Source organism: Pseudomonas sp. 5Vm1k (assembly GCF_056161485.1).
Map to the genome: position 1 here is coordinate 1 of NZ_JBSPCZ010000023.1, position 23,490 is coordinate 23,490.

A 23,490-nucleotide genomic window follows, 5' to 3' on the forward strand; every position below is an offset into this window, starting at 1 on the left:
GCTCGCGAAGGCGGTGGCATAGCCAACATCAATGCAAGCTGACCCACAGTCTTCGCGAGCAAGCCCGCTCCCACAATGGGATTGGTGTGTTGTCAGGCCTGTCCTTTAAAGATGCAGCCACGCCAACGTGCCCAACACCACACTGGCGCTGGCGGCGGTGTAGGCGACTTTTTTCAGCCATTCCTTGCGGGTCAACAAGGTGATCGCCGCCAGGGAAATCGCGATCTGAATCGCGGTCATCGCCTGGGCCCAGCGATGATGCTGATGCAAGGCCTGCTCCGACTTTTCATCCCACACCCGAACCTCTTCCTCCAGCGCTTCGGCCTTCTTGCGCACGACTTCCTTTTCTTTCTTGTAACGCTCGGCTTCGGCAGCGTAGTGCGCGGCGTCGATGCCCGGGATATGGGTCGCCAGCTCGGACAGGTTTTGCCGACTGGATTTGGCCTGGTAGTAATTCCACTGGTTGGAGGCTTCGGTCTTCTCGATGGCAGCGTTGTTCTTGTCCATCGCCGCTTCGCTTTCCGTGGAACCTGCCTGATAGCTGAGCAACGCGCCGATGGTGGCCATGATCGCTGTCATCACTGCGATCTTGCTGGCGAAATTATCGCCGTTGCCATGGGCGTGATGCGTGACGTGTTCGACATGATGTTCGTGGGGGCTGGGGACTTCGAACGCTTCAGACATGGCTTTGACTTCAGGGGTTGGACGAGTGCCGAAGTGTAAGGCCAGCCCTCGTGCGAGGTGCTGCTCAACGAACAGTCGTTCAGCCAGGGTTCAGGCTGGATTCACCCGGCGTTGCTCAAGCAGGTGAACCATCAGCCAGGCATACAACGTCACTACGATAAACAGCCCCATGCGCACGGCGAACGCGGTGTAAACGTCCTTGCCGACGGCACTGTCCTGTACTGACTGGCCGAGCAGGATAATCAGCGTGATCATTGTGTTGAGCCAGAACCCCGGGCTGAACCGGGTCGGGCTGAGGGCGTAGAGTTTGCGTGCCAGCACCAGGCCGAACAGCAGCATCCACAGGAAGAACATCCACAAGTGCACGAACAGGCTCAGGGCGCACCAGAACAGGATCGCCAGCACGCCGCCCAGCAGCGTCGAGCCGAGCAATTCGCGACCGGCATTGCGCGCCGTCGTCGTCGAACTCTGCTGGCCGAGGCTGACCGCTTTCAGAATGATCGGCAGGTAGCTGGCCGGATCGATCAGCGCCAGCAGGAACGCCGGTAACACGATCAGGGTGGCGCGCAACGCCACTCGATCAACCTCTTCGGCAGGAAGTGTCGAGGGCACAGGTGACGGCGGCGCATTGACCGGTTCGGGAAACAGCCCATGACTCAAGATCACCACCAACACGGCAAGCAGCAGCCCCTTGACCAGCGCACCAATCACCAGCAGCGCCAATTCGAAACTGGCAGTGCCGGCCGCCGAAATCATGGTCAGGCCGATCACCAGAAAGGTCACGATCAAATTATTGCCGCCGCGCAGGCCAAAGCGAAACACCAGGAACAAGCCAACGCCAATCAGCAACAGGCCACTGACCGGGTAATGCCCCAGCAGCGGAATCAGCAACAAACCGATGCCGGTCGTCAGCATCGCCACCAGCGCCAGCACCACGCCGGACTTGAACGGCAGTGGCCGATTGAGCGTGGCCAAAAACAGCAACGCCAGCACCGGCGCAAGAAATGGAATCGGCAACGCCAAGCCGAAACTCGCGGCCAGGCACAGCGCCGTGCCCGTGGCCAGGCGCAGTGAACGCTGATCCCGAGCGGTGCGCTCAATAGGCATACGACAACCAACTCATCAGACTTAAAAACACTCGACCCAGCGGGTTCAACGGATTGCCTGACGCCGGGAACGCCATGACTTCCGCCTGCCCGCCCGCGCGGATGGCGCGACTGTCACGCAAGGCGTTCAACGCGTCCTCATCAAACTCGATCACCACCGGAAAACGCTGGGCCGGACGCAGCCAGTCGCGGCTGTTCTGCACGCTCGGCAAGGTCCCGGGGGCTGGCGGCTGACCGACACTGACGCCATAGCCGACACTGCGCACCCGGCCACCGAACACTTCACCGGGCAACGCGTCCAGCACAATGGCCACCGGCGTGTCGGGTTTGACCAGGCCGAGGTTGTTCTCGGTCATGTCGGCGCTGACCCACACGTCGTGGATGGCGATCAGCGTCATCAGTGGACTGCCAGCGGCGGCGAACTGGCCGACGTCGGTGCGCAGGTCGGTGATCAGCCCGGCCGAGCGCGCGCCGATGCGGGTGTTGGCCAAATCCAGTTCGGCTTTTGACAGGGCCGTCGCAGCGCTGCGCAGCAGTGCATTCTCCGCTTCGCTGCCGCCCTCCTGCTCCTTCGCCCGTTGCACTTCGGCCTCCGCTGCGGCCACTTGGCTGGTGGCCTGTTCCAGGCTGGCCCGCGACACTTCCAGCAGGCGCACGGACACGGTGCCTTTATCCGCGCGGTACAAGCCTTCCAGCCGCTGATTGTCCTGCCGCGCCTTCAGTTCATTGGCTTGGGCTGAGCGCAACGAGGCCTGCGCCGAGGCGATACCGGCGGTGCTGGCACCGATCTGGCGGCGGGTCGATTCAAGGTCGGCGCGGGCGCGCTCCACGGCAATCTGATAGGGCTGCGGATCGACTTCGAAGAGGATGTCCCCTGCCCTGACGTCCTGGTTGTTGCGCACATTCACCCGGATCACCCGCCCCGCCACTTCCGCCGCCACCGGAATCACGAACGCCCCGACCCGCGCCTGTTGCGTGTAAGGCGTGAAACGGTCGGCCAGCACGTACCAGACGAGACTGACGATGATCAGCAGCAACACCCACTTGATACCTTTTTTCGCCGGGTCGGCGGCCGGCGCTGACGCCTTGGGCGCAGGCGCTTCGACAGAGGGCTGCGCGGCTTCACTCATGGTTGTTCACCTTGTCGGGCTGGGGAAAGACTGGTTGCGTTGCGGCGGACTCGTCGAGGAGGCTGTCCCAGTCAGTGCGTGTTTCCATTTGCTTGCGCGTGGCGTGGTCGAGAATTGGCTGGGCGGCGTACCAACCACCGCCGAGGGCCTTGTACAGCGCGATTAGGTTGCTCACGGCATTGCTGCGGCTGACCAGGTAATTGTCCTGTTGTTCGAGCAGTGCCCGTTGCGCATCCAGCACCCGTTGAAAGTCTGAAAAGCCTTCGGTGTACTGCGCCCGCGCCAGCACCAGCGAGCGCTTGGCCGCCACCTCGGCCTGACGCAAGATGCGTTCGCGCTCCAGGGACTTGCTCAAGCCGCTGGCGGCATCGTCGGCTTCCCGTGCGGCTTGGCGCACGGTGTCGCGATAGGACTCGATCAATTGCTGCAAACGCGCATCCTGCACCCGCACGTTGTTGCTGATCTGGCCGTGATCGAACAGGTTCCAGCGCAGGCTCGGGCCACCGACAAAGTCCAGGTTGTTCGGCGTACCGCCCACGGAACTGGCGGTCCAGACGATGCTGCCAAGCAAGGTCAACGATGGATAGAAATCACTGACGGCCACGCCGATCAGGGCTGATTGGGCGGCAACATTCAGCTCGGCCGCGCGCACATCCGGGCGACGCAGCAACAGATTGGCCGGCACATCTTGCAGCACCGCGCGGTCCAGCAACGGGATCAATTCTTCATTGTCCGTCACTTGCGGCAACTGACCCGGCGCCTGCCCGGTCAGCACCGCCAAGGCATTACGGGTTCGATGCAACTGGTCTTCGAGATTGGGGATGCTGGCCAGCGTGCCAAGGTATTGGGTCCTGGCCTGTTGCAGATCGAGTTCGGCGGTCTGGCCACTGTTAAACAGCTTGCGGGTGATCTCCAGGCTGCGCTTTTGTTGGCGCGTGTTGTCCCGGGCCACACGCAATCGCGCTTCGGTGGTGCGCATGGAAAAGTAGGTGTCCGCCACTTGCGCGCGCAGCAACACGAGCACGTCTTCATAGTTGGCCTGGGCGGCGAAGTAGCTGGCATCCGAAGACTCGATGGCCCGACTGAAACGGCCCCAGAAATCCAGTTCCCACCCCACGTCGAAGCCTTCGCTGAATTGCCAGAAGTTGCTGTTTTTCGGATTACTGCCGCTGTATTGGCGGCGCTGCGCATAAAGCAGGTCGACATTGGCCTGCTGCAATTGCGGATAACGCCCGGCCTGGGCGATGCCCAATTGTGCCCGTGCTTCCATCACCCGCAGGCCGGCGATTTTCAGGCTGGAGTTGTGGGCATCCGCATCCGTGATCAATTGATCGAGCACCGGGTCATTGAAGACTTGCCACCACTGGCGCAGGTCCGGGCTCTCGCCTCGCTCACTGGCTTTCTCCAGTGCCGGCGTGCTCCAGTGTTTGACCCACTCCTCGCCCGGCGGCTGGAAGTCCGGCCCCACGCGCGCGCAGCCGCTGAAGCCGAGCACCAGCAGCAAGAGCGGCCCCGACCGGATCAGCATGGCGGCACGTGAATGCATAGGGTTTTTCCCCGGCCAAGGAAGATGACTGGAGCATAGACGCCCCGATGAAAGCCGAGCGGTACAAAAACGCGGACTTGCTCACAGTCACGTGTCAGCTGCTACGCTTTTCAAGAGCTTTCAAAACTGCGGCAATCCATCACAAGGTGCGACCCTCATGACCACCCAACCCCACTCGGCCGGCTGGCGCTTCAAACTGGGCATCGTCATTCTCTGCCTGATGCTGGGCTCGTGGCTGATGGTGCCGCTCGCTGCCGCTGTCGGCGTGCCGGGCTCGAAAGTCGCGGCGCTGACGGGCGTGCTGTTTATCAGTAACAAGGTCCTGCTGATCCTGGTGATCGCAGTCATGGGCAAGGCCGGGTTCCAGCAGCTGAAACGCAGCGTGTTCGGCTACGTGACCTCATTGGCGCCCAGCGCAGACGCCGAAGTGGGGCCGGTTCGCCATCGCATCGGCCTGGTGATGTTCTGCCTGCCGCTGATCTCGGCGTTTCTTGAACCCTACGTCGACAGCATCTGGCCAGGGCTGCGGCCGAACCTCTGGCAGCTTCAGTTGTTGGGCGATGTGATGCTGATCGGCAGTTTCTTCGTGCTCGGCGGCAACTTCTGGGACAAGGTGCGCGCGTTGTTCATTCGCACCGCCAAGGTTGCGAACGCCTAGCGGCTCTTTACGAATGAATCGACAGGAAACAGGCCCATGAGCCGTCTGACCGCGAAAGACTTCGCCCCCCAATTGCTGGAGCTCTACGACTACTACGTCCATGGGCAGATCAGTCGGCGCGAGTTTCTCGACCGGGCGGCGTTGTTCACGCTGGGCGGTTTGACCGCCTCCGCCCTGCTCGCCGCCCTGAGCCCGAATTACGCCCTGGCCGAGCAAGTGGAGTTCACCGACCCGGACATCCTCGCCGAGTACATCACCTACCCCTCGCCCAAAGGCCACGGCCAGGTGCGTGGCTACCTGGTGCGACCGGCGAAAGCCACCGGCAAGGTGCCGGCGGTGGTGGTCGTGCATGAGAACCGTGGGCTCAATCCTTATATCGAAGACGTCGCCCGGCGCGTGGCCAAGGCTGGTTTCATTGCCCTCGCCCCCGATGGCCTGACGTCTGTGGGCGGCTATCCCGGGAACGATGACAAGGGCCGGGAGCTGCAAATGACCGTCGACCCGGAGAAGCTCATGAACGATTTTTTCGCCGCCATCGAGTGGTTGATGAATCATGCCGCAGGCACCGGAAAAGTCGGCATCACCGGTTTCTGCTATGGCGGTGGCGTGGTCAATGCGGCGGCCGTGGCCTATCCGGAACTGGGCGCGGCGGTGTCATTTTATGGCCGCCAGCCCGAGGCTAAGGACGTGCCCCGCATCAAGGCGCCGTTGATGCTGCACTACGGCGAGCTGGACACCCGCATCAATGAAGGCTGGCCGGCGTTCGAACAGGCGTTGAAAGCGGCGGGCAAGACCTATGAAGCCTACATTTACCCCGGCGTGAACCACGGCTTTCATAACGACTCCACGCCTCGCTACGACGAAGCCGCCGCCAAACTTGCCTGGAGTCGCACGCTGGACTGGTTCAAGCGCTATCTGGCGCTGAATGAAGGTCAGGCGGTCTGAGCGTTAGCAGCCTTCCTGGCGATCTCGATGCCCCAGTCCATCGCGGCCTCCATATCCAGCAGGTGTGGCGATGGGTCGTTGTTTTCAAGAATCACCGTGCCGTCCGGCCGGTAGACCCCGATGAACATCTCCAGTGAGCCGTCCCGCAGGATCTTGGCTTTGACCTCGATTTTGCAGCCGTTGGACAGCGTTTCGGTGTGGATCAGATGGCGCTCGGTCATTTCGCACTCCCTGTTTGTGGCCCTAAACCCCCTGTCAAAAGACACTGAAGTTTAATGCCAAACGTTATATGGAAAACTCATTATTAATGGCGATAAAGAGCACCGTTACTTATGAGAAAAACGCTCAACACACTTTTATTCATCGCCATTCTTAATATCAATCCAGCATTATCCAAACGCATCGCGATTAGAAAATTCGTATTAAAAATTTAACAGGCATTATGCCTCTATTGGCCATTGCATATTTAAAGAGTCCTGCTTAACTGCAAAAACTGCTGATCGGAGCAGTGCCACAACTACCACGGAAGGAGTCGTCATGAGCAGTTCTTCGTCTCATCCCATCCCCCCGTACGGGGCGGCCATCCATGACGCGATCACGGAAGGCAACCTGCAACAGATGAAAGCGTTATTGAAACAACGCGACGCATCCAAAGTTGAACCCAAAGAGCTAAAAACCGCCTACGAAAGACTGGCCAAGGAAGTTTCGCGCCAGGAAAAACACTAGCTCTGTTTTCTCCCCTTATTGCAATGGAGGCAATAACCATGTCTGGTTCTAATCAACAGCCTGTCGGCTTGTTCCCGCTCGCCTACCGAATTGGTACTTCGGCACCGGGCGCACAAAGCCTGGCACTCAATCTGCTGGTCTTTACCCCTGAAGAAACTGTCAGTGGCACTGCGGCAATCACTCAGGCGACCAACCCGCCGCTGGATGTGCATTCCGATGTCTGGGGCGAATACACCTATCTGACCGTCATGTCGCCCGGTGTCAGCAAAATCCTGATCACCGCACAAGGCAATCACGGCGGCACGGGCTCCAATTCCATCGTGAATTTCAAGGTACGGCTGGTAGTAGGCACCGACTGGAAAGACGGTGTCGCCAACTACACCTACTACGATGGCCAGCGCTGGATCGAAGTGAATAACGCGCCCGCTCATCTCGTTGAATCGGTGCGTTCCAGCGCCTTCCCACCGCTGGAACCCGGTCCGGTGATTCCACCGCAGTCACCTTACCCACCGATCATGCCGCTGTACGCCGCGCCGATTCAAAGCGCCATTGCCAGCGGCGACCTGGCCCAGATGAAAAGCCTGGCGAGCCTGGCCAAACAGCAACTGGATCAGCAGCCACAACTGCAAAGCGCACTGGAAGCTGCCAAGGGCGAAATCAGTCGGCTCGAACGCCGCTGACCCGGCCACTCAATGTGCCTGGCTTGTCCTGAAAACACTTAAGGGAGTTGCACCATGTCAATCGGACTTTTTCACACACGCCTCATCGTCAGCAATCACCTGCTCGGCGCCCCGGTACTGACCCTCGATCTGCTTGTCGACACGGTTAAAAAGAAAGTCAGCGGTGTTGCCAGCATCTTTCAAAGCACCTATCCGCCTCTCAATTTTCGCGCCCGTGTATGGGGTGAGTACTCCGAGGTCAAACTGGTGCCGACAGCCGAGAGCCACATCATCCTGACCCTGGATGGCAGCCCGAGCGGTCCTCTGAGCCAGATTGCCCAGACCTTCCATTTGAAGGGCATCCTCGGTGCCGATTGGGCCAGCGGCTTTGTCGACTACAAGTATCAGGAGGGAGGCACCTGGCATGCGGTCAAACACGCCGCCGTCAGCCAGGCCCCAATCAGCATTCAGCCGATACCCGAGCATCCGCACCACGCCCAGCCGCTCTACGCCGTCGCAGTACAGCAGGCGCAAGCCAGCGGTGATCTGGCGCAGTTGAAATCGGTGGTGAGCCAGGCGGAGCAACAACTGGCACACGCCGGCACCCTGCGCGGTGCGCTGGAGCAGTTGAACGCGGAAATCGCGCGTCTGGAAGCACGCTAAACCGTCCACTATCGACGAGCACTGTGGCGAGGGGGCAAGCCCCCTCACCACACTTGTGCGCAAGGATTTCCCATGTCAGACAATCGCCCTGCCCGCTACCTCAGTGAAACCGACCTCAAACGCTACGTGCCGGTGCATGTGGTCTGGGAAATCACCTTGGCCTGCGATCTGAAATGCCTGCATTGCGGCTCCCGCGCCGGTCACCGGCGACCCGATGAACTGAACACCCAGGAATGCCTCGACGTCATCGACTCCCTGGCGGCGCTCGGCACCCGCGAGATCACCTTGATCGGCGGCGAAGCCTATTTGCGCAAGGACTGGACCCGACTGATCCAGGCCATCCACGATCACGGCATGTATTGCGCGATCCAGACCGGCGGACGCAACCTGACGCCGGCGAAAATGCAGGCCGCAGTGGACGCGGGGCTCAATGGTGTCGGGGTTTCGCTGGATGGACTGGCGCCGCTGCATGACGCCGTGCGCAACGTCCCCGGCTCGTTCGACAAAGCCGTGGACACCCTGCGCCGCGCCAAACAGTCCGGCCTGGCAGTGAGCGTCAACACCCAGATCGGTGCCGCTACCCTGCCCGACTTGCCCGAGCTGATGGACCTGATCATCGACCTCGGCGCCACCCACTGGCAGATCCAGTTGACCGTCGCCATGGGCAACGCCGTGGATCATCCGGAGCTGTTGCTGCAGCCCTACCAACTGCTGGAAGTGATGCCATTGCTCGCGCGCCTGTACCGCGAAGGCGTCGATCGCGGCCTGCTGATGAATGTGGGCAACAACATCGGTTACTACGGCCCGTATGAGCACATGTGGCGCGGTTTCGGTGACGAACGCGTGCACTGGAGCGGCTGTGCCGCCGGGCAAACCGTGCTGGCACTTGAAGCCGATGGCACGGTGAAGGGTTGCCCTTCCCTGGCCACCGTCGGTTTCTCCGGCGGCAACGTGCGCAACATGAGCCTGCACGACATCTGGCACTACAGCGAAGGCATGCACTTCGGCCGCCTGCGATCGGTCGACGACCTGTGGGGTTACTGCCGAAGCTGCTATTACAACGACGTCTGCCGTGGCGGTTGCACCTGGACTTCACACTCGTTGCTCGGCAAACCCGGCAACAATCCCTACTGCCATTACCGCGCCTTGGACCTGCAAAAACGCGGACTGCGCGAACGGATCGTCAAGCTTGAAGACGCGGCGCAGAAGTCATTTGCGGTGGGGCGTTTTGACTTGATCACCGAGCGCATCGAGACGGGTGAAGCGGTGAGTAGCGTCAGCGACAGCGGGCAGGTGATCAAACTTGCCTGGGCAAATCAGGGGCAGAAATCGCCGGATGAAGGACGCGTGCCGACGCAATTGGCGCTGTGCCGTGGGTGTTTGCAGTACATCCATCAACATGAAGTGATTTGCCCGCACTGTGCGGCGGATGTGGCGGCGGCAGAGGCGCTGCACCAGGTGGATCGGGCGCGGCAGCAAGGGATCATGAATACGCTGACGGGCTTGTTGGGGTTGCCGCAAAGTACGCTGATGTGACGTTTAAAAGATCAAAAGATCGCAGCCTTCGTCAGCTCCTACAGGGTGTACGCATTCCAGCGTAGGAGTTGCCGAAGGCTGCGATCTTTTGATCTCGTGCTGGACTAGACTGCGACAATGATCAGCGAAAACCGTCGTCAGCCCCGAGCAGTCAATGCCACCCAGAAAAATCAGCCGAATGCCACGAATCCTGGTGTACATCCTCGTAGCGCTTGCAGCCCTTTACCTGCTGCTGTGCCTGGCGTTGTTCGTGTTTCAACGCGCCTTGATCTACTTCCCGCAACCCAGCGCCATCGCCACCGCCGACACCGTGCTCAAGCTATCGGTAGCCGATGCGCAATTGCAGGTATCCGTCAGGCCTCACGCTGGCCCCAAGGCATTGATTTATTTTGGCGGTAATGCCGAGGATGTCTCGCGAAACCTGCCTTCGTTTTCCGAAGCCTTTCCTGATCAGGCGATCTATCTGCTGCACTACCGAGGCTACGGTGGCAGTTCAGGGTCGCCTTCCGAGGAAGCGATTGCCCGTGATGCGCTGGATTTGTTCGACCGGGTTTACGCCGAACACCCGCAAGTGGCCGTGGTCGGTCGCAGCCTCGGCACCGGCGTCGCCATTCGCCTCGCCAGCCAACGTCCGGCAACGCGCCTGATCTTGATCACGCCCTACAACAGCCTGCTGGAACTCGCCGCTCGCCAGTACCCGATCTTTCCGGTGAAGTGGTTGTTGAAGGATACGTTCGACTCTGGAAAGTACGCCGCACACATCAACGTGCCGACCCTGTTGATCGCGGCTGAACAGGATGAAGTGATACCAGGCTCAAGCACGGAACGGCTCTATAGACAGTTCCCGTCTGGGGTTGCGGTGCTGAAGGTCATCGCGGGGGTCGGGCACAATTCGATTTCAGAGAGCCCCGAGTACCTTAAGTTGATAGGCGCCAGATTGTGAGTGCGGTTGTGAATTGACCCCGCTCACCGCGCCGAAAACCGATCCGTGTAGGAACTGTCGAAGGCTGCGTTCTTTTGGTGTCTCTGGCGGCATCAGAGAAGCAAGATCAAAAGATCGCAGCCTTCGGCAGCTCCTACGTAAATCGCGTAGGTCACACACCCGTCGAACGCTTGGGCGCCAGACGTTGCACCCAGTTTCCGCCGTTGACGCGCTGGCATTGCTCTTCAGAATCGAACTGCACGTGGGCGGCTACCGGGCTGACGAGCACCTCTGCTTCGGTTAACGCGAACGTGGTCAGTTCGACCATGCGCTCGCCCTGCCCGCTGGCCAATGCCTGATTCTTCTCGGCCTCGGTATTGAAGACCCAGACCACCCGCAGGCTGGAAGGGAACCTTGCGTAATCGACTTCGTGAGTCAGCCAGCAAAAGCCGATGATTTCGGCTTTGGCGGTTTCACAGGCTTCAGTCAGAGTGGCGACCAGGCGGCGTTCGGTGTGGGCTTGTTCGTGTTTGCTTAACGCCATGGGTGGGTCCTTGCGGCTGGCTTGGGGGGAGCGGCAATCATACGGGACATTCCGAGGCGCTTTTGTTGTCTGTGAGGGCCTCTTCGCGAGCAAGCCCGCTCCCACAGGGGCTTTGTGTACACCACAGATCCAATGTGGGAGCGGGCTTGCTCGCGAAGGCGGCCTCACAGCCCCCACCAAAATCAACGATGTGAGCTCATTTCGGCCGCCGCACCGCCCTCACCTTTCCACTGCCACCACCGCCACAAAAGAACTGATCCGCACCATCCGACTCCAGCCCGGAAACGCCAACCCCAGCGGGCATTTTCACGCTCTGTAAAACCTCACCCGTGGCCGGATCAACCCGCCGCAATTCGCTCTCATCGCCCTCCCACGTCCCATGCCACAACGCGCCCTCGACCCACGTCACACCAGTGACAAAACGGTTGGATTCGATGGTGCGCAGGATCGTGCCGGTCTCGGGGTCGATCTGATGAATCTTGCGGTCGCGGTACTCGCCCACCCACAGCGTGCCTTCGGCCCAGGTCAGGCCCGAGTCGCTGTTGCCGGGCGCGGGGATGGTGTGGAGCACTCGGCCGGTCTTGGGGTCGATTTTCTGGATACGATCGGCGGCGATCTGAAACAAGTGCTCGCCATCGAACGCGGTGCCGGCGTCGGCGCTGACATCGATGGAGCGTAAGGTCTGGCCGCTGGCCGGGTCGAGGGCGTTGAGTTTTTCGCCGCTGGCGAACCACACACTCTGGCCGTCCCAGGTCACGCCATGCACGGCATCGACACCGGCAAAGGGTCCATATTCACGGAGTATTTCGGCTGTTGAGTGTTTCATGATCGCTTCCTCAGTCACGGGTTGGTGAGGTGATCCTAATCACTGGGCAACGGCGCCGTGAGTAACAAAGTCGTCGCGAAACCGGGCACCGGCGGGGTCATCCAGCGCCGCGCCCGACCACAGCCGAATGACTGCACCTTGTCGCTCGCCGCCAGCGTGTCGAGTGCCCGTTGCACTGTGCGCTGACTGATGCCGAGGGCCAGCGCCAGGGCGGAACTCGACCACGATTCACCATCGGCCAGGAACGCAAACAGCGCGGCGTATTGCTCTTCGACAGGTTGCGCCAGCAGCACGACGTCGCTTGCACCGCGCGCCACCAACGCAAAACCGCGCGGGGTGGCGGTCACGCTGGCCAGGGGTTCGAGGGCCGCACGCAGGCGCCCGACTTCGACGCGTAACCTTGCACGGTGGGACTCATCGGTGAGTTTCAATCGGAAGGCTCGGGCGATCAGTGTTTCTCTCGACACGTCACCCGGCCAGGCTTCGGCCAGCGCCCGAACGATGCCGAACAACACCGGCCGCGACGCCAGGGACACCGACATGCCGGCGCCGCGCACGCTGTAGCGACAGGCGTCCACCACCAGCGACGTTGAGGCGAGCAACGCTTCAACTTCCGCCAGCAACAGTGGCCGTTCCTGACCATGGGTAATCAGCCGCGCGACGGGGGTATCGAGGATCCGGGTGGCATGTTCGACCTCGGCAGTCAGGGCCGGGATCGCAGCATCACGGGCGGCCGTTTCGGCTCGGTTCAGCGCCGCCCGTGCGGTGTTGGATTGCAGGCGCCGCATTGCGATCCCGGCCACCACCAGTTCATGCACCGCACGCAATGCGGGCGGCAGTGGCGCGGGGTCGAGTTCGGCGAGTGTGTGCTGCGCGTCATCCAGGCGCCCGATCAGCAGCAGACGCCGAATCTCCAGATACCGTGCATGGGCAGCGTTGACGAAATCGCCATGGGCCTCAAGCATCTGCCGCGCCATGTCGAGCTTTTTGATCGGCCAACCGAGGTCCCGTGACGCCAACGCAATCTCAGCCTCGGCGACCACACACCGCGCCCGCGCCAACGCCTCTTTCGGCCCGAAGGCCCGCGCCGCTCGCTGCACCAATGTCCTGGCCCGCACCAGATCGCCGAGCTGCGCCATGGCGATGCCCCGCAGTGCCAGCGCTGCCGCATCTTCGCGCAGGGCAATCCGGTTTAGTGCGCCGAGGGGATCACCTGACGCCAGCGCTCGCGCTGCCGCCGTGATCAGCGAATCCATCTGAATCGCGCCACATTGGTCACTCCCACCGTTTGATGCATTGCGTTCAGTCTATCTCACGATGACTGATCTCGAACTGATGCGGTATTTGGGGTGGTTGGACGGCCGTCATCGCGAGCAAACCTGTAGGAGCAAAGCTTGCTCGCGAAGAGCCCCTCAAACACAGCACAAAAATCACCGCCCATCCGCCCACCCAGGCTGCCGCCCAAACCCGTCAAACAATTCAAAAATGGTCGCCTTGACCTTCTGCACCGCATTGCTCTGCACCGCCGTGTCATGCCAGCACAGGGATAAATCACGGGTGAACAGTCGATGGTCGATCCGCGCCAGCTTCAGCTTGTGTTGCTCCAGTTCAACATGCGCCGCCGCCCACGGCAGGATCGTGACGCCCAACCGGGCCTTGACCGCCGAGAACAGCAGGTCCGTGGAGTTGGCTTCAAATTCCACTTCGCAATGCAGACCGGCCTCCTGGAAGGCTGACTCGACCCGACTGCGAATGGTGTTCGGCGCGCAAGGCAGCACCAGCGGCATCTTCGCCAACGCCTCTATCGACACCAGGCCCGCCGGCAACGAAAACTCAGGCCACGCCACCAGGTACAGCGTTTCGGTGAGCAGCCGTTGCGAGATCACGCCGCGGGTTTCGACCACATCGACATTCACTGCCAATGCGACTCGCCCGACGGTGATCAGCCCTCCCAACTCTGCGCTCGGCGCATCGATCAGTTCCAGTTTGATCCCCGGATAACGGCTGCGGATCGTGCGTGCCAACGGGATCGCCAACATCCGCGCGGTACTCGACGGCATGCCGACCGAGACTTTACCCCGTGGGAACTCCGCATCCTGGCGCAGCAGTTCACGGGTGCCGTCGGCCTGGCGCAGCAGTTCGATGGCATGCCGATACAGCGTGCGCCCCGCCGCCGTCGGCACCACGCCATGTACGCTGCGTTCGAGCAATTGCATGTCCATGTCCTGCTCCAGATTGCGCATCTGCTGGCTGATTGCAGGCTGTGCGATGTGCAGGGCTTCGCTGGCGCGGGTGATGTTGCCGCACTCGATGACCTTGATGAAATACCGCAATTGACGCAGGTCCATGGGCATCTCCAAAGCCATCGTATTTTCCGTTAGGACCAGAGGAATATCATATTTTAAGTTTATGAGATACGCCGCCTAGACTCGTCTCACAACAAACGAAGCGCACACGGCCGCCACTGCCGCGCAGCGCTTCCATAGGCCTGAAAAGGGCCACTGGGAGACCGTAATGTCTAGAGCAATGACTGCATCGGCAACACACGCGAAACCGATCAAAACGCCCCTGACCCGCGAACAGATTCGCGGCTTCTGGACGGTCTACCTGGGCTGGGTACTGGATGGCGTGGATTCCGTCATCTTTGCCCTGGTGCTGATTCCAGCCATGACCGAGTTACTGCCCAACTCCGGCATCACCGCCACCCCCGCCAATATCGCCATGTACGGTTCCCTGCTGTTCGGGTTGTTCCTGATTGGTTGGGGCCTGTCGTTTATCTGGGGGCCGCTGGCCGACCGCTTTGGCCGGGTGAAAATGCTGGCCGCGAGCATCCTGGTGTACTCACTGTTTACCGGCGCGGCGGCGTTCTCCGAGAACATCTGGCAGTTGGCGGCGTTTCGGCTGATTGCCGGGATTGGCGTCGGTGGCGAGTGGGCACTGGCGGGCACCTACGTCGCCGAGTGCTGGCCGGAAGACCGCCGCAAAATGGGCGCGGGCTACCTGCAAACCGGCTACTACCTGGGCTTCTTTATCGCCGCGTTGCTGAATTACACGGTCGGCGCCACATATGGCTGGCGGGTGATGTTTCTCTGCGGGTTGTTCCCGGCGTTCGTGGCGATCTATACCGCGCTAAAAGTCAAAGAGCCGCACAAGCCTGTGATCAACGTCAAAAGCCCCAAAGCGCATAGCGCGTGGCTGGAGATCTTCGCCCCGGCATTTCGCCGCCGCACGCTGACCAGCTCAGCCTTGGTCGGCGTCGCCATCGTCGGTTTGTGGGCCGGTTCGGTGTACGAAGCCACCGCCGTGGTGACGCTCGCCACCCGCGCTGGTATCGACCACGTCGGCGCCGTGCACCTGGCTTCCATTGGCGCGGCGATCCTGTCCTTGAGCACCATCCTCGGCTGCCTTATCGCGCCGTGGCTGGCGGAGCGCGTCGGGCGGCGCAAAGCGCTGGGCATCTACTTCGCCGGGATGGCCGCGTCGATTGTGGTCGCGTTCGGCTGGGTGTTCTACATGGACGACGGCCTGCATCTGTTCATGGTCTCGCTGGTGTTCCTCGGTTTCTTCGGCGGCAACTTCGCGATTTTCTCGCTGTGGCTGCCTGAGCAATACCCGACCCGCATCCGTGCCACGGCGTTCGCCTTCAACGCCTCGGTGGGTCGCTTTATCGGTGCTGGAGTCAACTTCCTGCTGGCGGCAGCCATTCATTGGCACGGCTCGCTCGGCGCGCCCATCGCCTGGACTGCCGCGGCGTTTGTCGCCGGCATTCTGATCCTGCCGTTTGCCGTCGAAACCCGCGACCAGACCTTGCCGCAATAGCGCATCTGATCATTGACTGGAGAATCCTATGCAAGCATTGCAAGGCGTAAAGATTGTCGACCTGAGCCGCGCGCTGTCAGGACCGTTCTGCACCATGGTGCTGGCGGATCTCGGTGCCGATGTGATCAAGATCGAACCCGGCCCGACCGGCGACATGAGCCGCACCTGGGGCCCGTTCGACCGTGGCGTGAGCACCTACTACCTCTCGTGCAACCGCAACAAACGCGGGATGTGCATCGATTTTCGCCACCCTGAAGGACTGGCGACGATCCAGCGGTTGATCGACGACGCCGACGTGGTGATCGAGAACTTCAAACCCGGCACGCTGGAGAGCATGGGCCTCGGTTACGACGTACTCAGCGCGCGCAATCCACGGCTGATTCTCGGCAGCATCAACGCTTTCGGTGCCGACGGCCCGATGAGCAGTTGGCCCGGTTTCGACCAAATCGCCCAAGGCTACTCGGGGCTGATGAGCCTGACCGGTTTCGTCGATGGCGATCCGACCCGCACAGGGACGGCTATCGGCGATTTGACCTCGGGCATGTGGCTGGTGACAGCAGTGTTGGCCGCACTGCTGGAACGCTCGAAGACCGGGCAAGGCCAGCATGTCAGCACCTCGTTGCTGGCCAGTCTGGTGGGGTTGTTGAGCGTGCACGGCCAACGCTATCTCAGCCTCGGCGATGTGCCTCGCCGCACCGGCAATGCGCATTCGGTGATCGCACCTTATGGTGTGTTCCAGACGCTGGACGGCCCGCTCAACCTGGCGCCGATCACCTCGGCAATGTGGGGGCGCTTGTGTGTATTGCTCGACTTGCCGGCGCTGCCGGACGATCCGCGTTTCGCCACCAATGAAGCGCGGGTCGAGCGGCGTGAAGAGTTGAAAGCGATCCTCGAAAGCCGTCTCAAAACCCGCAGCAAACACGCGTGGACCGAGCTGTTCATCGACGCCGGCCTGCCCGCCGGCCCGATCAACACCCTCGACGAAGTGTTCGACGACCCACAAGTGCTGCACAGCCAACTGACCGAAACCCTCACGCACCCGACCCTCGGTGCACTGCGCCAAGTGGTCACGCCGGTGTTCAGCGCCACCGACAGCGCCGCCAGCCGACCGCCGCCGCTGTTGGGCGAACATACCCTTGAAGTGCTGTGCGAAGCGGGTTTCGATAGCGCATCGATCAATGCACTGCTCGCCGCCAATGTGGTGTTCCAGGACACCGACGATTCACCCGTACACGCCACAGGAACCGCCCAATGAACGCAACCGTTACCGTCAACCACGTCGATGAGCGCATCGCCCGACTGGTCTTCAGCAACCCCGCCCATCGCAACGCCCTCAGTGCGCAACTGTTGAACGCCGTCGACGAAAGCCTGGTCGCCCTCGCCGCCCAACGGGTCCCGGTGGTGATCCTCGGCGCCGACGTGGGCCAACCGGTGTGGAGCGCCGGCCACGACATTCGTGAATTGCAACATGACCGCGACCCCATCGCCTACGGCAAACCCCTTGAGCAAGTGCTGCGGCGTATTCGCGCCTACCCTGGCGTGGTCATCGCGCTGATCTCAGGCTCAGTGTGGGGCGGCGCGGTGGACCTGGCGATGAGTTGCGACCTGGTGGTGGCCGACCACAGCGCCAGTTTCGCCATGACCCCGGTGAACATCGGCTTGCCCTACACCACCAGCGGCTTGCTGCGGTTCTTCAATAATTTGCCGATTCATGTGCTCAAGGAAATGTTCTTCACCGCGCAGAAACTGGATGCGCAGCGGGCGGAACGGTTTGGGGTGATCAACCGGCTGGTGGAGACCGACACCCTAGAAGCGACCGCGCTGGAAATGGCCCGGGGCATCGCCGCCAAAGCACCACTGGCGGTGGCGGCGGTGAAGGAACAGTTACGGATTCTGGAAGACCTGCAACCGATGCCGGTGCAGGCGATGGAGCAGATTGCCGAACTGCGGCGGCAAGCGTGTGAGAGCGCCGATTTTGGTGAGGGGTTGGCGGCGTTTGCCGAGCGTCGAGGGGCCGTGTTTAGTGGTCAGTAGTCAGGGCTGAAAGCTTCGTTGTTTGTGCTGAAGTCTTCGCGAGCTGGCTCGCTCCCACAGGGAAATGCATTCCAAATGTGGGAGCGAGCCTGCTCGCGAAGAGGCCCTGGCATGCAACACGAATCCCAGGGCCCCGACGTTCTCCCCCACGCCGCCTATACTCACGCCCATAGATTCATCACCGACCGTCGCGGATGACTGGATCGCCGGGCAGCCTGAACATTGCAACCGTCAGATCTGCCCAGACGCCGTGACAATGGATCAAGGACGAGTCAATGGACGTTTCAGCCTATACGGCCCCCGCCCCTACCCGGCAAAGCTCGGTGACCCGGCGCCTGGCGTTTGCGATGGGCATTCTGTTTATCGTCGGCGTCTGCATGGTGGTCGGCGCGCTGTTCAGCATCGCCACCGGCCTCGATGCCGAAGACATCAACGACACCCGCTTCTACACCGCCCGCGCGCTGGAAAACCGTATCACCGCATCAAAAAACTACATCACCAGTTATGCCTACTGGACGTCCGCCTATGAGCACCTGAACGGTGAAGTGGACATCGACTGGGCGTACACCCAGCAAAATATGGGCAAAACGTTGTTCACCAGTGATGGCTACGAAGGGGTGTTTGTGCTTGATCAGGAACACACCAAATACGCGGTGATTCGCGGGCAATTGGTCCATGGGGAATTTTCCGGTTACCTGACGGCGCCTGTAGCGGAGCTGATCAATCAGGTGCATAGCCAGGCCGATCTGACCAAACCGGTGAGCCTGTATACGATGTTCGAGGGATCGCCTGCCTTGTTGACCGCCGAGGCGGTCATGCCGAATGACGAACGCCCGATTGACGATCCAAAAACCACTTCCGTGCTGGTGTTTGTCGATCAACTGACAGCGGCCAAACTGCATACCCTGGGCACCAGTTATGGCCTGGACGATTTGAACCTCGCCGCCGATGCCACCCTCGCCAAAGACCAGCAACAGGTGCCTCTGGACAACACCGGCTACAGCCTTATTGCCCAACTCGATCAACCCGGAAAACATTTGTTATGGTCATTGTTGCCACCGCTGGGCGGGACATTGGTGGTGCTCATGTTGCTGACGGCTTATTTCTTTCGTTATGCGATGCGCTCGTCTCGCTACGTCGACAGCAGTTATGAAGTGCTACAAGCCTCCAACCAGGCGCTGGAAACTGCCAATCACGCGCTGGAAGCCAGCGAAGAACGCTTCCGCGCCGTTGCCGAAGCCGCGTCCGACTGGATCTGGGAAATCGATCAACAACAGTTCATCACCTACCTGTCCGGGCGATTCAGCGCCGTGACCGGTTTCACCGATCAGCAATGGCTGGGGCAAAACATCGAGCAACTGCTGTATTGCGACACCACCCCGCTGGCCCTTTGGCTAAACAAACTGACCGAAGAAGCCAGCGTCAGCGACCTGCGTTGTACCTATCGCGATCAATCTGGAGAACAACGCTACTGCCGGGTGTCTGCTCGCCCGATCTTCGACAATCAGAACATCATTGGCTACCGGGGCACGGCCAGCGACATCACCGATGAAGTCGCCGCCCACGCGCAAATCCAGCATCTGTCGATGCACGATGCGTTGACCGGATTGCCCAACCGCAACAAGCTCGCCCGCTACCTGGAAGACGCCTTGCTGCTCAAGGAACACTCGACGCCCCTGACGTTGTTAATGCTCGACCTGGACAACTTCAAGCCGATCAACGATTCACTCGGCCACCCTGCCGGCGACGCGGTGTTGCAGGAAGTCGGCGCCCGTTTGCGCGAGTGCACCCGCGACCATGACATCGTCGCCCGGCTTGGCGGTGACGAGTTCGTCGTGGTGCTGCACGGCATGGACAGCCATAGCGAAATCGATAAGTTCTGCACCCGGCTGATCGGTAGCCTGCACCGCCCCATCCACTACGAACAGCATGCCCTACATATCGGCGCCAGCCTGGGCATCGCCCTCAGCCGCCGCCAGGGTTATGTGCCCAGCGAATTGATCCGCTGCGCCGACATCGCCCTGTACAAGGCCAAGTCCGACGGTAAAAACACCTGGTGCTATTTCGAAGCGCACATGAGCGACCAGATCCAGCATCGCCGTCAACTGGAAGACGACCTGCGCATGGCCGTGCAAAATCATGAGTTTGTGCTGCATTACCAGCCGCGTTACAAAGTGGATGGCAAGGAAATTGTCTCGGTTGAAGCGCTGGTCCGCTGGCAGCATCCGACTCAGGGCCTGCTCGGGCCGGACGTGTTTATCCCGTTGGCCGAGCAAACCGACCTGATCGTGCCGCTGGGCCGCTGGGTGCTGCGTGAAGCCTGCGAAACCGCCCTGACCTGGCCGGACGACATCCTGCTGTCGGTCAACCTGTCCCCGGCACAATTTGCCCGTAGCGACGTGGTGGAGGATGTCCACGAGGTGCTGGTCGAAACGCGTTTCCCGGCCAGCCGCCTCGAACTTGAGATCACCGAAAACGTAATGCTCAACGACATCGACGGCGCCCTCACCACGATGAACGCACTCAAGGAACTCGGCGTACGCTTGAACATGGACGACTTCGGCACCGGCTATTCCTCGCTCGGCTACCTGCGAGCCTATCCGTTCGACGGCATCAAGATCGACAAGCGCTTCATCGCCTCGATGGGCAGCGGCGGCAACGACCGCGCCGTGGTCCAGGCGATCATCGGCCTGGGCAAAGCCATGGGCCTGACCGTCACCGCTGAAGGTGTCGAAACCGAAGAACAACTGAACATCCTCGGCGCCGATCAATGCCACGAAGTACAAGGCTTCTACATGAGTCGCCCGGTCGACAAACAGGCATTCAGCAAACTACTAAGCCAATCCCGATCCTGACCAACACCGCGCCCCTGTAGGAGCAAGGCTTGCCCGCGAAGAGGCCCTCAAGATCAGCACAACCCGCAAGCCAGACACCTCCAGCAAAAAATCGACATTTCGTCGGCCGATTCAAATGTAAAAAAGAATTTCAAGAACCGCACGTAGTCCATGGGTTACCACCCCTCAGGAACCACGGCCATGAAATTCGCAAAATTCTGTCAATCCCTCTCCAACTGGGCCGGCAGTTCCAAAACCTTCCTCCTCGCCATCGCCCTGATCGGCATCTGGGCATGCACCGGGCCGTACTTCCATTACAACGACACCTGGCAACTGATCATCAACACCTCGACCACCATCATCACGTTCCTGATGGTCTTCCTGATTCAAAACACCCAGAACCGCGACAACGACATTCTGCATTTGAAGATTGACGAGTTACTGCGTGCCACCCAAGAGGCGCAGAACGCGGCGCTGTGCCTGGACAAACTGGGGACCAAGGAACTGCGCGCCCTGCGTGAGCAATACAGCACGATGGGCGAAAGCGAACCGATGCATATTCCATCGCCGGTTGAACGGGCTGACCGGCCGAGCGCATCGCCTTCTGCTTGACGCTGCACGCCGTTAAGTGGGAGAAAGTGCATGGTTTGAAACATTGGGTAACAACTAGAATCAAGGAAGACTCATGAAAACCCTACTGTGTTTACTGATTGCGAGCGGCGTCGGCGCAGCGCTGCAATACGCCGGCGTGCCCCACGGCCTGCTGCTCGGTTCGATACTCACGAGCGGGCTGATCGCCAGCAACCTGCACTTTGCGCCCACCGTGCCTTTGGGCCTCGGCTACGTACAAGTGGTGTTGGGGATCGCCACCGGCCTGATGTTTAAGGCCTGGGACAGCCACACCGCCGCCGCTCTGTTGCCAAGCCTGGGTTTTCTGTTCCTGTGCCTGGCGGTCCAGATTACTGCTGCCGGTTTCTGGCTGTTCAAGGTGTCTGGCTGGAACCTCAAGGACTCGCTGCTGGCCGTCTACCCCGGTGCACTCGCCGCCGTGTTCGATTTGCTGGAATCCGAGCGGGCGTCTGGCAAAGTCATCGTCGTGCACCTGGTGCGGTTGCTGTCGATCACCGTGCTGGTCAGTTTTCTCATCCCTGTGCAAACCAACCTGGTAGTCGCCGAAGACACCCCGCTGCTCACGGGCACCGTGGTGACAGTGCTGTCGTTGATCGCCCTGTGCATCGGGATCGGTCGCGTGCTGCTGCGCATCGGCGTCCCGGCACCGTTCATGCTTACCGCCATCGTCGCCACCGGCGTCTACCTCAAGATGGGCTTGCTGCCGGACTTCCAGATGCCGCCATGGAGCGTCAATTTCGCCACGGTCATCCTCGGCACGCTGATTGGCTCGAAATTCAAGGATATTTCCCTGGCGGATCTTGTTCGCCACGGTCGGTCCGGGGTGATGTCCATCGCCCTGATGATACTTATCGCCGCTGCGTTTGCTGTAGTGGCCTCACGAGTCCTGGGCAGCGACCCCTTGTCGTTGTGGCTGGCCTACATGCCCGGCGCCATCGAAACCATCGCCATCGTCGCGTTCAGCGGCGGGCTGAATGTAGTATTTATCCTGACCCATCACTTGGTGCGAATGGTGATGTTGCACTTTGCCCCGGCAGTGCTCGTCCAGGCGCGGCGCTGGCGTGAAAGTGAACTGTAGAAATCTCGAACTCTGGGCGTAACGGTGCCTCCAATGATTAGGTCAATGGAGGTATGCGAAATGAATGATGAATCGAAAGCAACGCCCACCGATGCATCTGGCAAGCCGGTGAATGTGGTGGAACGGGATCTTGAGGATCGAGATGACGATACCCGAGGCGTGGATGAAGTGATTACACCCTCCTCCACTCGGGTTAAAGAGCAGGAGGTTGAGAAGTTGCAACGCAAGGTTGATGAGATCGAGCGCAAGGTTGCGGATGGGAATTAGCGGTGGCGGCCGAGGTAGGAGCGGCCGAAGGCTGCGATCTTTTGATCTTCAAGATGCAAATGCCCTGTCCTCTAAAAAGGACGGGGCTTTTTTACGAAAGCCGGGGCCTCAAAGCTCGAATCACTGGCAAATTCATAAAGCTCATGAAACAAGGCTCACCGAGCAGCAGACCTATCTGTCAGCGTTAAACAACGGACAATTCTGATTTGGATTTCAAGGATCGAGGCCAGCCAATGAGTTTTTTTAGTCGCTTCAAAGCCGTCCTGAAGCCACAGCCCAAAGAACAAATCGTCGGATATTCCTTATCAGAATTGAAGGCGGTTTTTTCCAAGCCTTTAACAGGCCTTACAACGGGTCTCCCGCAAGCGGTATCACTGGAGAACATCGGCGTTCCAGCTTATTACTCTGCATTTTTAATCGACGATAACGACGTTGATAATTTCTGGGCTCTGGTCAATGCAAATTTCAGCCTCAGGACTGAAAAGCCATTCAACCACCTCATCGTCAAGCAATACGCAAACGCCCAGAGAAACGAACATCTGGTCTGCTTCACATCCGACGAAGCATTCAATTCCACGACCGTACGGCTGGTGACGAACAGCGTCGAATTCCTGGACATCATTTATCGTGAGCGTTTCGCCGTGCCCCCACCGTGGATTGCGTTTGAGGGGTACAACCCGTCGTGGTGGGGAGGCAATATGCAAGGCGCGAACGGCTACTACAACGACAGTTACTTCCTGCCGTTTTTCGCCGGTTTAAACGAAGCAGAAAAGAATGCCTATTACACAAGGTACGGCGCTACTGCCGAGTGGATCGACAGTTTGGCGTTGATGTACGGCGACGAGTAACACCGAAATCCGCCTATAAAAAAGCCCGCTCACCG

General features: G+C 60.3%; 24 protein-coding genes. 15 read left to right on the forward strand and 9 right to left on the reverse strand.

Annotated elements, in window-relative coordinates; translation table 11 throughout:
- Positions 1-105: 105 nt before the first annotated feature.
- The 4 genes from ACWIKB_RS29310 to ACWIKB_RS29325 all read right to left on the reverse strand — a co-directional run bounded on the left by ACWIKB_RS29310 (position 106) and on the right by ACWIKB_RS29325 (position 4,448).
- Complete coding sequence (locus tag ACWIKB_RS29310) at positions 106-684, reverse strand: DUF4337 domain-containing protein (RefSeq protein WP_475271004.1); 579 nt, start codon at positions 682-684, stop codon at positions 106-108.
- 90 nt (positions 685-774) lie between these two features.
- On the reverse strand, positions 775-1,791 hold the full coding sequence (locus ACWIKB_RS29315; protein WP_475271005.1) for a DUF2955 domain-containing protein: 1,017 nt from the start codon (positions 1,789-1,791) through the stop codon (positions 775-777).
- Entirely contained in the window at positions 1,781-2,920 is a 1,140-nt protein-coding gene (locus ACWIKB_RS29320; protein ID WP_475271006.1) for an HlyD family secretion protein, read from the reverse strand. The genes ACWIKB_RS29315 and ACWIKB_RS29320 overlap by 11 nt, the downstream gene beginning before the upstream one ends.
- A complete protein-coding gene (locus ACWIKB_RS29325; RefSeq protein ID WP_475271090.1) occupies positions 2,913-4,448 on the reverse strand; it encodes an efflux transporter outer membrane subunit in 1,536 nt (511 codons plus the stop codon). Before ACWIKB_RS29325 ends, ACWIKB_RS29320 begins: the two co-directional genes overlap by 8 nt.
- Positions 4,449-4,623: 175 nt before the next feature.
- On the opposite strand from ACWIKB_RS29325, the gene ACWIKB_RS29330 reads away from it, so the two are divergent.
- Together ACWIKB_RS29330 and yghX are read left to right on the forward strand one after the other, a co-directional pair.
- Positions 4,624-5,124 carry a transporter suffix domain-containing protein gene (locus tag ACWIKB_RS29330; protein ID WP_475271007.1) on the forward strand — a complete coding sequence of 167 codons (501 nt, stop codon included), beginning with the start codon at positions 4,624-4,626 and terminating at the stop codon, positions 5,122-5,124.
- A gap of 36 nt (positions 5,125-5,160) precedes the next feature.
- Positions 5,161-6,069 carry a YghX family hydrolase gene (gene yghX / locus ACWIKB_RS29335; RefSeq protein ID WP_475271008.1) on the forward strand — a complete coding sequence of 303 codons (909 nt, stop codon included), beginning with the start codon at positions 5,161-5,163 and terminating at the stop codon, positions 6,067-6,069.
- Here yghX and ACWIKB_RS29340 read toward each other — a convergent pair.
- On the reverse strand, positions 6,057-6,290 hold the full coding sequence (locus ACWIKB_RS29340; RefSeq protein ID WP_475271009.1) for a hypothetical protein: 234 nt from the start codon (positions 6,288-6,290) through the stop codon (positions 6,057-6,059). The two genes, yghX and ACWIKB_RS29340, sit on opposite strands and share 13 nt — an antisense overlap.
- Positions 6,291-6,606: 316 nt before the next feature.
- On the opposite strand from ACWIKB_RS29340, the gene ACWIKB_RS29345 reads away from it, so the two are divergent.
- The 5 genes from ACWIKB_RS29345 (at position 6,607) to ACWIKB_RS29365 (ending at position 10,596) form a co-directional block, all read left to right on the forward strand.
- The gene (locus tag ACWIKB_RS29345; protein WP_475271010.1) at positions 6,607-6,795 is read left to right on the forward strand and encodes a DUF1843 domain-containing protein; all 189 of its coding nucleotides are present in this window, start codon (positions 6,607-6,609) and stop codon (positions 6,793-6,795) included.
- A 38-nt stretch (positions 6,796-6,833) separates the two neighbouring features.
- A complete protein-coding gene (locus ACWIKB_RS29350; protein ID WP_475271011.1) occupies positions 6,834-7,475 on the forward strand; it encodes a DUF1842 domain-containing protein in 642 nt (213 codons plus the stop codon).
- A gap of 54 nt (positions 7,476-7,529) precedes the next feature.
- Positions 7,530-8,117, forward strand: a complete 588-nt coding sequence (locus tag ACWIKB_RS29355; protein WP_475271012.1) for a DUF1842 domain-containing protein — start codon at positions 7,530-7,532, stop codon at positions 8,115-8,117.
- 72 nt (positions 8,118-8,189) lie between these two features.
- A complete protein-coding gene (locus tag ACWIKB_RS29360) occupies positions 8,190-9,653 on the forward strand; it encodes a GDL motif peptide-associated radical SAM/SPASM maturase (RefSeq protein WP_475271013.1) in 1,464 nt (487 codons plus the stop codon).
- Positions 9,654-9,807: 154 nt separating this feature from the next.
- Positions 9,808-10,596, forward strand: a complete 789-nt coding sequence (locus ACWIKB_RS29365; protein WP_475271014.1) for an alpha/beta hydrolase — start codon at positions 9,808-9,810, stop codon at positions 10,594-10,596.
- Positions 10,597-10,747: 151 nt separating this feature from the next.
- Here the strand turns inward: ACWIKB_RS29365 and ACWIKB_RS29370 are convergent, their stop codons facing one another.
- The 4 genes from ACWIKB_RS29370 to ACWIKB_RS29385 form a co-directional block, all read right to left on the reverse strand.
- Complete coding sequence (locus tag ACWIKB_RS29370; protein ID WP_475271015.1) at positions 10,748-11,119, reverse strand: hypothetical protein; 372 nt, start codon at positions 11,117-11,119, stop codon at positions 10,748-10,750.
- Between the two features lie 196 nt (positions 11,120-11,315).
- A complete protein-coding gene (locus ACWIKB_RS29375) occupies positions 11,316-11,945 on the reverse strand; it encodes a Vgb family protein (protein ID WP_475271016.1) in 630 nt (209 codons plus the stop codon).
- Positions 11,946-11,980: 35 nt separating this feature from the next.
- On the reverse strand, positions 11,981-13,201 hold the full coding sequence (locus ACWIKB_RS29380) for a helix-turn-helix domain-containing protein (protein ID WP_475271017.1): 1,221 nt from the start codon (positions 13,199-13,201) through the stop codon (positions 11,981-11,983).
- A gap of 174 nt (positions 13,202-13,375) precedes the next feature.
- Positions 13,376-14,293, reverse strand: a complete 918-nt coding sequence (locus ACWIKB_RS29385) for a LysR substrate-binding domain-containing protein (protein ID WP_475271018.1) — start codon at positions 14,291-14,293, stop codon at positions 13,376-13,378.
- A gap of 166 nt (positions 14,294-14,459) precedes the next feature.
- Between ACWIKB_RS29385 and ACWIKB_RS29390 the strand changes: the two genes are divergently transcribed.
- The 8 genes from ACWIKB_RS29390 (at position 14,460) to ACWIKB_RS29425 (ending at position 23,455) form a co-directional block, all read left to right on the forward strand.
- Positions 14,460-15,764: an MFS transporter gene (locus tag ACWIKB_RS29390; RefSeq protein WP_475271019.1), complete on the forward strand. Its 1,305-nt coding sequence runs from the start codon at positions 14,460-14,462 to the stop codon at positions 15,762-15,764.
- Positions 15,765-15,792: 28 nt separating this feature from the next.
- Positions 15,793-17,019 carry a CaiB/BaiF CoA transferase family protein gene (locus tag ACWIKB_RS29395; protein ID WP_475271020.1) on the forward strand — a complete coding sequence of 409 codons (1,227 nt, stop codon included), beginning with the start codon at positions 15,793-15,795 and terminating at the stop codon, positions 17,017-17,019.
- A complete protein-coding gene (gene scpB, locus ACWIKB_RS29400) occupies positions 17,016-17,798 on the forward strand; it encodes a methylmalonyl-CoA decarboxylase (RefSeq protein ID WP_475271021.1) in 783 nt (260 codons plus the stop codon). Before ACWIKB_RS29395 ends, scpB begins: the two co-directional genes overlap by 4 nt.
- A gap of 275 nt (positions 17,799-18,073) precedes the next feature.
- Positions 18,074-20,653, forward strand: coding sequence for a bifunctional diguanylate cyclase/phosphodiesterase (locus tag ACWIKB_RS29405; RefSeq protein ID WP_475271022.1), 2,580 nt, complete (start codon positions 18,074-18,076; stop codon positions 20,651-20,653).
- A gap of 180 nt (positions 20,654-20,833) precedes the next feature.
- Positions 20,834-21,244: a low affinity iron permease family protein gene (locus ACWIKB_RS29410; protein WP_475271023.1), complete on the forward strand. Its 411-nt coding sequence runs from the start codon at positions 20,834-20,836 to the stop codon at positions 21,242-21,244.
- Positions 21,245-21,317: 73 nt separating this feature from the next.
- Positions 21,318-22,340: an AbrB family transcriptional regulator gene (locus tag ACWIKB_RS29415; protein WP_475271024.1), complete on the forward strand. Its 1,023-nt coding sequence runs from the start codon at positions 21,318-21,320 to the stop codon at positions 22,338-22,340.
- Positions 22,341-22,400: 60 nt separating this feature from the next.
- Positions 22,401-22,607: a hypothetical protein gene (locus ACWIKB_RS29420; RefSeq protein WP_475271025.1), complete on the forward strand. Its 207-nt coding sequence runs from the start codon at positions 22,401-22,403 to the stop codon at positions 22,605-22,607.
- A gap of 233 nt (positions 22,608-22,840) precedes the next feature.
- A complete protein-coding gene (locus ACWIKB_RS29425) occupies positions 22,841-23,455 on the forward strand; it encodes a hypothetical protein (RefSeq protein ID WP_475271026.1) in 615 nt (204 codons plus the stop codon).
- Positions 23,456-23,490 lie beyond the last annotated feature (35 nt).